The organism is Pseudofrankia coriaricola (genome assembly GCF_001854805.1).
Lineage (GTDB): Bacteria > Actinomycetota > Actinomycetes > Frankiales > Frankiaceae > Pseudofrankia.
On sequence record NZ_MBLO01000059.1, the window covers coordinates 24,729 to 35,679 of the forward strand.

Genomic DNA, 10,951 nt, shown 5'->3' on the forward strand with positions numbered 1-10,951 from the left:
GACCCAACGACGATGACGGCGAATGATCGTGCCACAATCGGCGCGTGTCAGGAGAGCAGCCGCCGCGGACAGCGGACGCGAAGCCATTTGTCTTTGTGTCCTACACAGAGGCAGACCTTGCATGGGCGACCTGGATCGCCTCGGCACTAGAGGATGCCGGCCTGACCGTCAGAATCCAGGTGTGGGACTCGCCGCCGGGTAGTAACTTTGTCGGCTGGATGAGTAGTCAGATGGCCGGCGCGCGCTGGACTGTAGCTGTCTACTCGGCGGCATACTTTCGATCCCAATGGTGCACGCAGGAGTGGACTTCGGCGCTTGCCAAGCAAACCCTGCTGCCGATTAGGATCGCGCCCGTAGCACCACCACCACCGCTGGACGCCGTCACCTGGATAGACCTGTTTGGGCTGGACGAGGCTGCTGCCCGCTTGCAGTTGCTGAATGCTCTCCAAGTTGAGGTGCTACCGCGCGTGGCGGTTGGTGGTTTTCCAGGCGGCGCCGTGTTCCCGGGTCCGGGTCCCGCCTACGAAGAGCAACCGGCGATCGTGCGCCCATTCGATGTGGAAGGCCTGCTTTCCGCTGCCGCAGAGAAGTTACAGGAGCGTCCTGGATCACAGAGTACGCGACTGGCTGCTGTCTACGCGCTCGAGCGCCTCGCGGCCACGACCACCGACCCTGCGGCCACGGCACTTGTGGCCCATGCACTTGCATCGCATGTGCTCGGCTCGACGATTGTTCCCGCCGAGCGCGCCGCCGTCATTTTGGCAATAGGACGGCTTCCCGTGCACCAGCCTGTTGACCTATCCTATATCGACCTTAAGCATGCAAACCTGTCCGGGATTCGACTGCCCGGGGTACGGCTTGCTGGTGCGAAACTCGAAGGCGCCCACCTTGGAGCGGCTGATCTCAGCGATGCCGATCTGAGAGGAGCAAATCTTGTCAATGCCAACCTGGCTGGTGCCGATCTTACACGATCTTGGCTAGCCAAAGCGGATCTCCGAGGCGCGCGACTTGTCCGAGTAAACCTCGTTGAAACCGATTTCACCGGGGCAGACCTCACTGGCACCGACCTCACTGGAGCCACCATTGACCATGTAATTCTTGACGAAGCAAGAATCAACGACAGAACGCGATGGCCCAGTAGTCAATGGGAGTCTCTCGTAAATTCATACGCACCATACGGAACTGGCTCGTCATATAAAATTGTTGAGGACAAGACACCCTTCGCCATATTGTCAGCCGGTGACGCTCTGGCGGCTTCGGCTGGCCGGAATGAGGATTCTGTTGACCAGAGCGAGGAGGAGTCAGGTATTAAAAAGAAGCGACGAAAATTCTTTACGAAAAGATCTCCATAGAATGGCGATGCGCTTCCTCCGATCCAGTTGATGGTCCTCCGTCAAGCCTCGGGTGAGTGGCACAGGCATATTTAGGACGTCTGGCGTCAGCGGGGTGAACTGCCACCCGAGGCGGACGGCCTGTGGACAGCGATCGGTCGGTTCGTTGCCGTGTACGGCGGGCGGTGACACCAGGGCAGCCGCCCGACTACCGCGTGGCATAAAACGGATTGCCCTACACGGTAGCGTTGGATCATGCCAATGCCACCCTTCCCGACCCGCCTGAGCCCCGATGCACTGGCTGCGTGGCAGGTGACACGGCGATCCAGGAGGCGGTCGATGCCCACGCCCGCCAGGCGCGCCTTCAAGTCGAAATGCGATTCTTCAAGCTGCTGACCTGGCTGCCGCACGCCAGTTTCCACCTGATGCGGCCCGAGGCAGGAGAATTTGTCATCGGGGACTCGCCTACGGTGCTCCATGAGCCTGGCAGCCAGCAGTTCGGAGGCATCTTCCAGATGGGGATCCAGCAGGCGACCAACATCGTGATGCCGCTTGGACCGCAGCTGGCGGTGACCGTCGTACTAGACGGTGGTGCATGTTTCGTTGCCGGGCCAATGAGTGAAGCAGGTGTGCGCCTGGTGAATGAGATGCAGGTCAGGACAGCGCTCAAGCATGTGTTTTATCGCCCCGGTGCTATGCGACGGGAGTTTGTGCGCGGTGTATTAAGGGAGGCCATATCGGGATGATCAAGTGATGGCGCGAGGTGAGGTCCGCCGCTTCTGTAGACACGTTGTCGTACCGGATGCGGAGGACTCCGCAGCACCTAGCCTGCATTAAGCGGTCAGGGACGACGAGCTCGCCATCCTACATGAACCTACCGTTCTTGCCGTGGCAGGTCCGCGAACACCAACATGTAGTCGTGATCATCGGACTGGCTGATAAGTCGTGGATTCAATCCGGAAGAGGTGAGCTGCTCGCTGATCTCGGCCGCCGTGTTGTGCCTTGCCCTCCACACCAGCAGGGTTTCTCCCTTTTTAAGATCCAGACGGTAGTCGCCGCGCGCAAGCTTGAACTCGAGGGTCAGCGCATGCTTCAAGCGGATACGTAGGTAGCGGGCATGTTCGCGTTCGTCAAATCCCATCTCCGTCTCGTAGTAGTCCTGCTCAATACCTAACAAGTCAACGACCAACTTGTACTGAGGCGGTAGCGGCTTCGACTCGACATCGCCAATTGCAAATTGAAACCTCTCTCGACCTAGGTCTGAGTCGATTCCGGTCGTGCTAAGTAGGTAATCGCGAGCGCCCATGCTCTTGACGATGTTTCTCAAGGCATCGTCCGGGGCGCGGAAGTTCGGGAGTGTCGACCCAAGAAACAAGCAGATGTTCACCGCAGGGACGTTATCCTCGGCCGGTAGGCAAGCGATAGCGTCGGCAAACCATTCGCGGCTAATATCCCGCACGTGGCCCTCAACCTGCACGGCGTCGCCGAACCAGTCCTTAATATTGCGCTCGGCGATAGCCAGCATTTCCGGGCTGATGTCAATAGCAATGTAGCGGCCCAGTTTTCCTACTCCAATCAAGTGACGAAGCAGATCTTTGACCGGTAGCGCGTTGCCCGGCCCAATATCGACTATATTGATACGCCCATGTCTTGAGATCACCTGGTCGATGTACCCGCGGTTGGCTTCAAGTAACGAGATTGTTTGGCGCAGCATGTTGGGAACATCGTCCTCGTACTGGCGATGCATATACTCATCCCAGAGCGCGGCTCCATCGCCTAGGTAGTCATACTGGCGCGGAATCTCGCGAAATTTGTCCAGGCTGTAGATCATGTCAATGACCTGGGCCTCGCTAAAGAGCTGGAAGAACTCCGGCCGAGGCCGGGCGATCTTCAGGCTTCGCTTGTTCATAAATTTTCGGCGTTCTTGCACCAGTGTTTGCATGATGAGCTGGTTTCTTGGCGTCTTGGCGATGTAGGTGTTTGCGCCGTCCCTAACTAGCTCGAGGGTAAGTCGGCCTTTGCGGGTCTGATCAATCCAATTCGTGACCGCGTGACGACTAACGCCGAACCGCTCAGCTAGCTCAGGATTGTTGTAGTACTGCATCGGAATTATTAAATAGTTAGAAATTGATATTGACAGGCTTCCCCTGGCACGGTTATCCTGTAAATAGGCAATTGCCGGCCAGCTAGAAACCACACTAAACATAACATATGCTATGTGTTTCAACAACCCCTCGAACAGGGGTACTGGCTGTATGCATACAAGATCTGCAAACCTTAAACCAGGTGTGCGCACACCGACCAGCAATTTCTGGACGACGCGCACATCAAGGAGGTCATCAACATGTATGCAGCGTGTGTCCCGTCGTACATACTCGGCAGCTACCCGCCCAGACTGCTAAATCTTGTCATGCAGGTAGCCGACGTATGCGATCGGTATGACAAACCCCTTGGCTCGCGAAATGAGCCAGGCCAGAATTTGCTACCTATCGAGTCTAGCATGTTAACTGCCGGAAGTGCAACATATTATGGCAGTTATTAGCTGGCCAGAGGAGGCGCGTCTAGGGCGAACGGTTAAGTGTTCGCTCTGTGGCCGAGACGTCCTGGCGGGCGATGCAACCGTGGGCCGGACCTATGCCGATGGCCGGCAGGCATTCGCCTGTGACGTCCACTCCCTGAATCGCACACGGCTTGTCGGAGGTTGGGTGAAATTTAGCATTGAACAGTACCTTGTATTGGGTACCTACGAACGAGATAGCAATGATGGCAGCTGGAGCATCCGTTTACATTGAGCGCCGCAAGTTGCCGAGCAGACGGTCGCTCTCTAGGGATATAGCAGATCATCTCTATACCCGATTATATGAGGGCAAGGCGTATGTGCTTAGTAACCAGCCCCGCGGCCTGGTGGGTGCAGTAGTAAAGCAATGGAAGCAGATTGAAGCAGATTGAAGCAGAGCTGCGGCGCGAAGAGACAAGTACGATGGATGGCATCCGTAAGGTTGAACTGACCCGCGAGTTGTCAAGGATGGGCCATCGCAAGTTTTCGACCGAGCGCGAGCTCTACACGGATGACGCGGCGGTATCTTTCGCACTAGGACGCGAGGCCTTTGACCTGCCGGTTGTGTGTCGTACGTTATACGTTGCGTGCCCAGTCAACGATTCGGCGCTCCATCTTCTCACGCGTTGGGTTGCCGAGCATGGATTGATCGTGGTGTACGTGTGAGCGGCCAACGATGCTGGAGCGGGTTGGCTGGGGCTGGTGCAGTCTGCCGGGTGGTGCGGTCGCGCCTCCGAATCAAGGGAAGCTTACGCCGATCAACCTTGACGGCTGCTCTGAATAATTCCACAATGGAACTATTGTGCTATGAGCAGATTTTCAACCTCACCCTATCCCCAGATCGACCTGCAATCGGCAGCCTATTGGACCTTCCGATTGTTTAATGTCGTCGGCCGAGACAAGTTCACCCGCGCAGACGCTGCCCTCTTCCTTGGTTTTGTGGTCACGAGCAAGAAATTCTACAGAGATCTTCCCCTCGTTGCGGATGTTTGGCCTCATCGAAAAAAAATCCGTCGGCGTAACGAACCTGTACCGCGTCACCGATCAGGGCGCCCTCATCGGCGTGCACGCCCTACAGGAACGCCCAGGGATCGGCGATGAGCCGATGGCGCCAGCGGGACGGTTCTACCTGGAGCGGCGCCTTGTGGAGATTGAGGCCGAGTTGCTTGCCGCCGAGACAGACGATGGCACGGCAGCCTCCGAGCTGGTTGATAACGCCGGCTAACGGTGCGCGGCGTGGCTTCCCTCCGGCTCCCACACAAACACCACCCCCGCCCGTGGCAACACCCACCCGTCAAAGTCCGCTCGCAGAACCTTGGCTGACACCGCCGCCGGCGTCTGGCTGACCCGTGCCCTGGTGCTGGTGGTCAAGAAGTCCAGCAAGCGCACGTCCGCGATGTCGCAGCCACCGTAGGCCAGCTCGACGCTCAGCCCGCGCGTCGGCTGCTCCACGTCCAGCTTGATGAGCCGGCCGTCTCGTCGCGCCACCGTCCGGTAGGTGTATGACACCGTCACCGGCCGGCCAGCGCTCAAGGCCTCCTTGCCCACGGCCACGCTGTAGGTCTGGCTGCCGCTCTTGGCGCTGCGCCGGATCGGGCGGGCCCGGCCATCGACGGTGAACTCCAGCAGCTCAAAGGCTTCTTTGGCTCCGCCGTCAAGGCCGTCCACTGGCGGGATGTACCAGGCCGACGTTGCGCCAGCCTCCTGGCTCAGCTCCCGATACTCCTGGCGATCCGACACGCAGACGAAGCGACGGACCGGGCTCGCCGGCACCGTCTGGTACTCCCACCGGACCGAGGCCTCGAGCAGGCCGGCCCCGGTAGCAGCTGCTACCGGGGAACTCCCGCTCGGAGTTCCCCGCCCAGCGCTCAGCGGCGACAAAGTGACCTCCACCCGGGCGTCGAGCCACCGTTCCGCTGCGGCGATGGCCTGGTCCCGGATGTCCTCGTACAGCTCCTGGGCGAAGGTGGCATCGCCCAGCCGCAGCGCCAGGCTGTTGCGGATGATCTGGTCGAGCATCGCTGGGGTGGCCACCCGCCCCAGGTCCTCAGCGTCGAAGGCGAAGCCGCGGATGACCGCGTCACGCAGGGCCGGGGCTTCCTCGGTGATGACCCGCCGCAGCTGGGCCGAGCGCAACTCGTCGGCCTGCTTGCGCTGCACGTAGTCGATGCCGATGCCCAGCAAGCCGAAGGAGAAGAGGATGCCGCCGATTTCGCTCACGGGGAAGAAGCCAAGCCAGGCGAGGCCTGCCGGTAGGGCTCCGAGGTGCCTGGCCAGCACCAGCAGGCCGAGGCCAACCAGAGCAGTCACCAGTCCAAGGAAGGCGGTCTGAGGACGGTCGAACTGCTCGTGGATGTCTGCCATATAGCTAGACCTTGCAAGCAGATAGCTGAGCAAGCCGTTCTAGAAAGAGACATTGCCAAGACCCGTCACCAGATGATATTGATGTTGGGTCTCCCAGCCGCGACGGCGGGGGAATAAGCCCGATACGGACCTCACTCTCGGTGCCCGCACCATTATTCCTGGGCGAGCTCGGTAAGCAGGTCGGGCCTGTCAGTGCAGATACCATCGACACCCAGCTCAAATAGCCCGCGGATCACCTCCGGCCGCTCCTCATGCCAGCAGATCACCCCCAGCCCATTCGCGCGGACTCGATCAAGCCAGCCGTCGGCAAGCACATGATCCGGATGTGGCAGACGTTCCCAACAGGGGTGCACATAGTGCGCGCCGACGGAACTCGCGAGTTGAACCGGCTCCTCCAGCGTCGAAGCGAAGAGCACAGCACGAGGAACTTCGGGGGCCACCTCGGCGCAGCGGGCGACGATGTCGGAGCGTACTGAGGCGAGGATGGTTCGTCCAGCCATGCCCTCTTGGTCGAGCAGAGCGGCCAGGCGTTCGGCGGACCGGAAGGTCAGCGTCTTGATGTCAGCGTAGAGGCCGAGCCCGGCGTCCCTCGCTGCTTGTATCACACCGATCACTGTCGGGACTTGGTTGCGCTCCAGCCACGGCAGCGCTTCGTCCAGTGGATGGTCGGCCAGCCACGCGCGGGCGCCACCGATCTCGACGACGGGGTCATGCCGGGCGACCAGCTCGTCGTCGCCGGTGACGTGTAGATCGAACTCGACAAGGTGGGCGCCACACGCGGCGACGCTGAGCAAGTCGTCCGGTCCGTATCTCTCCACCGCCCCACCGCCCCGATGGGCGATGCGCAGAACGCTTGCTGGTCGACGGGGCTCCGGTAGCAGCGAGGGCAAGTCCGCGCCTACTGGCCATGGTCGCATCGGAACTCCCTGGTCGCTCGGTCGTCATCCCTTATTGTGCAAACTAGGGTACGTGCAGTGGGGTATCTCCATACAATGCGGGCATCTTCCCGATACCTCACAGTGGTGGCGGTTAAACGTGGCTTACGTCGTTGCGACCGGCCTGGTCTCGGTGCCCCTGCCGGGAGTATGGCGACGCCTAAGCATGATCAGTATTGATCGAACCATCAGCGGGCTTGACGAACGACCAGTTGTCGGCCAGCTCGAAGAGTTGGGTATCCCGCGGCATCACTATGGCGTCGTGCGGGCGGTGCAGAGCTGGCGGCGGGCTGCCGTCCCGCCTGACGCGGCGTTCGCGCTCTGGATGCTGCGCGAATGCGTACCTGATCGGGGCGGCCTGCCGCGGCGTCGGGAAGCGACGGCGGAGGATACCGGCCCGACGATCCGTTACATGCAGCTCGCCTTAGCCGCAGGCGAGACGATGCGCACCGATCCGGCGATCGGGCACTTTGCAGGGTGGATCATGGAATGCCAGTTGGAGGATGGAAGCCTTCCCGCCAACCTCGGCGTCGCCTACGGCGAGGTTGGCACGACTGCACGCGCCCTTCGGGTCCTGCGTCAGGTTGAGGCGGCCGACGCTACACGGAGAATGCGTAACTTCCTGATCGGAACCTCCGTTGAAGCGGCACATGGGCGTGCCTGGTCGTACGCCCGTGAGGAGCCGACCTTGGTCACTGGCGCGACGAGCCTGGCCGCCCTCGCGTTATTGGAAATCGACCCACATGAGGCGCTGCTCCCCGAGGTTGTTACCTTTCTTCTCGATGCGCAAGAGCCATGCGGCGGCTGGTCGGAGGTGCCCGGCCATGAGGCGACCATTCATAACACCTTCAATGTGGTTCGCTTCCTCCAGGCAGCGCGTGAGACAGGAACCGCCGGCTCCGAGATCGATGATGCTCTAGCCCGAGCGCGGGCGTGGTTCCGCCGGAAGATTCAGCGACGACCGCCGCGGATTGTCTTGGACCTCGCCTACGCGCTACGGTTGGCCGCTCAGCTTGAGCTTACCCAGAGCCGGGAGGTGGAGCGTCTTGCCATGCGCCTCTGTCGGGACCGCGGACGCCTCTTGTCGCCTTCGTCTGACTTGTATGCGGAGACCGAGATAGCGGCGATCGCGCTGCTCGAATGCTCGCGACACCTGGACTCTCTGGCCGCTGTACTTCCCTGCTGGCAGTGGCGTTGGTCGCTCCCCAGCGTCCCGCCGCCATTCCTTTGCCGCACAGCCTATCTTTACGAGCTACTCTATGGCCTGTTTCACGCACGATGGTGGATCAGAACCGTTGACTACCTCGTGGCCGCATCGGTTATCGATCGGGCCACCGGGCTGTTACTTGGTACTATTGCGGCGCTCGGGTTTGTAGATGACTTCGTGACTGGAGCTTTGGCCAGTACTGGTATGGATGCCCGTGGCATTGCTAGCATCATTCTCGTCGGTGGAGTCATTGTACTCTGGCTCGCCGTAAAATGCTGCGCTTCATCCTCGCTACTGTACGCATTCCGAACCAGTCTGTGGTCGCTCCTTGCAGCCTGTCTGTTGACCTGGCTCATTTATACTCCTACAGACCTAGCTCCTGGTATGCTGACGATCGTCGGCTTGCGCTGGCTGGTGATAGACGTAATTGCACATACCGCAGGGTCGAGTGGCCTTCTAAACCGCTTGATCCCTCGGTAGCTTGGAGAGCATCGTAGCCCGCGAGCTGTAGGCTGGTTTTGTCGATCTCACGGAGCCGCATGCATGGTCCGTGGCCCAAGCAGCCCATATGCCGGTTCAGCTGGCGAGCAGCCTCCCTGCGCCCGTGACATTGACCCGCCACCGCACCAATTCGATGCTGCAGCCGTACTCCTCGGCAGCCTCGGCGAACGGCTGGCGCTGCTTCGCGATCCACCAAGCAGCCTTGGCCGGAAGGAGGAGAGCTCCAGACTGGAAGTCGGCCTCGTCCTCCTGATCTTCATTCCAGATTCGGCATCCTCGACCATCCAGTGCTGGTGTGGGCTGGTGGAGCAAGTAGGCGTGGCATAGCTCGTGGGTCACACTGTTTGCGATCCGCCCCGGAGTGTGGCCGTCGTTGTAAACCACTTGTGCGCGTCGGCCGCGGAGGACAGTGTATGCCGAGATGGCCTGCAGCTCTGGGCCATGGAGCGTGCCGACCGCCTCATCCAGCTCTGGGTCTTGCCGTCCAGCCGCCACGTCGCTCAACGTCTGAACCGGGATCCCAAGGTGCGCGGCGAGTCGCAGAGGATCGAATCGCGCGTACGTCCCGAGGCCAAGCTCCTGCCTTGTAGTCAGCGCCAAGCGCTCGGCTTCAGCCTTGAAGCCGCGCCGGTAGGCCATCGACGTCAGCCTTCCTTGAGTGCCTCGTAGGTTGCCTTGACGACCTTCTCCAGCGCCTTTGCTGCCTGAGGGCTGAGGTTGCGGTCAGCCCGCAGGTAGGTCGAGATCATCGCCAACGGTTCTGCCTCATTGTGCGTGTGGACTCGGACAACGAAGGCATCCGCGCTGAGCCCGGCCCAGTCGACGAGCGCGGCCAGGCTGTCGACGTCGGGTCGCTTGCCCTGGGCCAACCGCGTCAGCGTCGACTGGCTGATCTTGGCCTCGGCGGCTACGTCCTTCCACAGCAGCCCTCGGGCCTGCCGCTGCGCGTCGATCGCCGCGAAGAACGCCTCCGCATCGAACATCCCTCTGTCCGTCACTGGGCCTCCTCGATTCGACTAGTGATGGTTGCTTGCTCCCCTCGAACTGGCTCTGGTACGGTCGTTTCGACTCTAGAGCCCTGCTTGCAGGGCTGCAAGGAGCCCGGCGTGTGGTCAGCATCCCCCACGCCGCAGTCGAGACCGACGTGGAGGGCTTCGATGCCTCAACGCAAGATCTATCGGGTGGTGCCGGCCACTGGCTGGTGGCAGGTCAAGCACGAGGGCGCGGTGCTGTCGACCCACCGGCTGAAGCAGGAGGCGATCGACGCCGGCCGGAAGGTCGCCCTGGACAACCAGCCAAGTCAGCTCGTCCTCCACCGTGCCGACGGCACGATCGAACAGGAGTGGACGTACGGCAGTGACCCCTACCCGCCCCGAGGATGAGAGGAGGTGATGTTGGTCATGGCTGCGAAGTCCAGCTCCGGCGGTAAGCGGGGGCGCAGCGCGGTGACGGGCCGCTTCGTGAAGCAGTCCACCGTCAAGCGCCACCCAAAGACGACCGTCAACGAGTCGACCAAGAAGAAGTCAAGGTAGGTCGTCGGTCGGGCCCGAGCTTCTCGTCATGCGGTGACGGAGCCCGGGCCCGATCTCAGTCCTGTGCGGCAGGTTAGTACCAGCGCTCGTCTGGCCCGTATGGGCTCCAACCCTTCAAGAACGGCTTCAATGCTTCGGGCGTCGCCTCTGGATCCGCTGGCGGGGTGAGCCTCCCGCCGAGCGGGTCGAGGCGGGCGGCATGCTGCTCGGCCCACGCGAGCCACTCAGCTGCGGCCTCCGCCGCAGCGTGTTCCATCGCCCCAATCGCCCGCCGCATGGCCTCCAGGTAGGCCCGAAGCTCTTCTGCCTCCCGCCATGCGTTCAGCTGGCGGTCGAGGATCTTGGCTCGGTGTGCTTCGCGTAGGTCGACCTTGGCCTTGGCCATGGCGGCTTCCCACCGGCGCTGCCTTTGTCGGGCCGCTTCCTCGCCAAGGCTCCGGCACGTTTGAAGTTTGACCGGCCTGTCGGGGATTGTCCGTTTGTGGTCTGGCTGGCTTGTCATGGGAAGCCGTGGAGGTCGAGTG

The 10,951-nt window shown here is 61.3% G+C and carries 12 protein-coding genes; 6 read left to right on the forward strand and 6 right to left on the reverse strand.

Translation table 11 applies throughout. The features are described from left to right. The first annotated feature begins 44 nt into the window (after positions 1-44). Both BCD48_RS45950 and BCD48_RS11260 read left to right on the forward strand, forming a co-directional pair. Positions 45-1,352, forward strand: a complete 1,308-nt coding sequence (locus BCD48_RS45950; protein ID WP_083418470.1) for a pentapeptide repeat-containing protein — start codon at positions 45-47, stop codon at positions 1,350-1,352. Positions 1,353-1,636: 284 nt separating this feature from the next. Further along, positions 1,637-2,077: a DUF4238 domain-containing protein gene (locus BCD48_RS11260; protein ID WP_071048302.1), complete on the forward strand. Its 441-nt coding sequence runs from the start codon at positions 1,637-1,639 to the stop codon at positions 2,075-2,077. A 128-nt stretch (positions 2,078-2,205) separates the two neighbouring features. Here the strand turns inward: BCD48_RS11260 and BCD48_RS11265 are convergent, their stop codons facing one another. Then, positions 2,206-3,435 carry an L-histidine N(alpha)-methyltransferase gene (locus BCD48_RS11265; protein ID WP_131803922.1) on the reverse strand — a complete coding sequence of 410 codons (1,230 nt, stop codon included), beginning with the start codon at positions 3,433-3,435 and terminating at the stop codon, positions 2,206-2,208. Positions 3,436-4,266: 831 nt separating this feature from the next. On the opposite strand from BCD48_RS11265, the gene BCD48_RS50600 reads away from it, so the two are divergent. After that, positions 4,267-4,554, forward strand: a complete 288-nt coding sequence (locus BCD48_RS50600) for a hypothetical protein (protein ID WP_131803924.1) — start codon at positions 4,267-4,269, stop codon at positions 4,552-4,554. Between the two features lie 319 nt (positions 4,555-4,873). After that, positions 4,874-5,113, forward strand: a complete 240-nt coding sequence (locus tag BCD48_RS11270) for a hypothetical protein (RefSeq protein WP_071048304.1) — start codon at positions 4,874-4,876, stop codon at positions 5,111-5,113. On the opposite strand, the gene BCD48_RS11275 is transcribed toward BCD48_RS11270, so the two are convergent. Together BCD48_RS11275 and BCD48_RS11280 are read right to left on the reverse strand one after the other, a co-directional pair. Beyond that, positions 5,110-6,252, reverse strand: coding sequence for a hypothetical protein (locus BCD48_RS11275; protein WP_071048305.1), 1,143 nt, complete (start codon positions 6,250-6,252; stop codon positions 5,110-5,112). The two genes, BCD48_RS11270 and BCD48_RS11275, sit on opposite strands and share 4 nt — an antisense overlap. Before the next feature lie 152 nt (positions 6,253-6,404). Beyond that, positions 6,405-7,046 (reverse strand): glycerophosphodiester phosphodiesterase, encoded by a 642-nt coding sequence (locus tag BCD48_RS11280; protein ID WP_157910471.1) that lies wholly within the window; start codon positions 7,044-7,046, stop codon positions 6,405-6,407. A gap of 307 nt (positions 7,047-7,353) precedes the next feature. Here BCD48_RS11280 and BCD48_RS50605 point away from each other — a divergent pair, with 307 nt between their 5' ends. Beyond that, positions 7,354-8,874, forward strand: coding sequence for a prenyltransferase/squalene oxidase repeat-containing protein (locus BCD48_RS50605; RefSeq protein WP_157910472.1), 1,521 nt, complete (start codon positions 7,354-7,356; stop codon positions 8,872-8,874). A gap of 96 nt (positions 8,875-8,970) precedes the next feature. Here BCD48_RS50605 and BCD48_RS11290 read toward each other — a convergent pair whose 3' ends face one another. Together BCD48_RS11290 and BCD48_RS11295 are read right to left on the reverse strand one after the other, a co-directional pair. Then, positions 8,971-9,534 carry an ImmA/IrrE family metallo-endopeptidase gene (locus tag BCD48_RS11290; protein ID WP_071048308.1) on the reverse strand — a complete coding sequence of 188 codons (564 nt, stop codon included), beginning with the start codon at positions 9,532-9,534 and terminating at the stop codon, positions 8,971-8,973. A 5-nt stretch (positions 9,535-9,539) separates the two neighbouring features. After that, complete coding sequence (locus BCD48_RS11295; RefSeq protein ID WP_116271483.1) at positions 9,540-9,893, reverse strand: helix-turn-helix domain-containing protein; 354 nt, start codon at positions 9,891-9,893, stop codon at positions 9,540-9,542. 159 nt (positions 9,894-10,052) lie between these two features. On the opposite strand from BCD48_RS11295, the gene BCD48_RS11300 reads away from it, so the two are divergent. Further along, a complete protein-coding gene (locus BCD48_RS11300; RefSeq protein WP_071048310.1) occupies positions 10,053-10,277 on the forward strand; it encodes a DUF2188 domain-containing protein in 225 nt (74 codons plus the stop codon). Positions 10,278-10,500: 223 nt separating this feature from the next. On the opposite strand, the gene BCD48_RS11305 is transcribed toward BCD48_RS11300, so the two are convergent. Continuing rightward, positions 10,501-10,812, reverse strand: a complete 312-nt coding sequence (locus BCD48_RS11305; RefSeq protein ID WP_071048311.1) for a hypothetical protein — start codon at positions 10,810-10,812, stop codon at positions 10,501-10,503. Between the last annotated feature and the right edge of the window lie 139 nt (positions 10,813-10,951).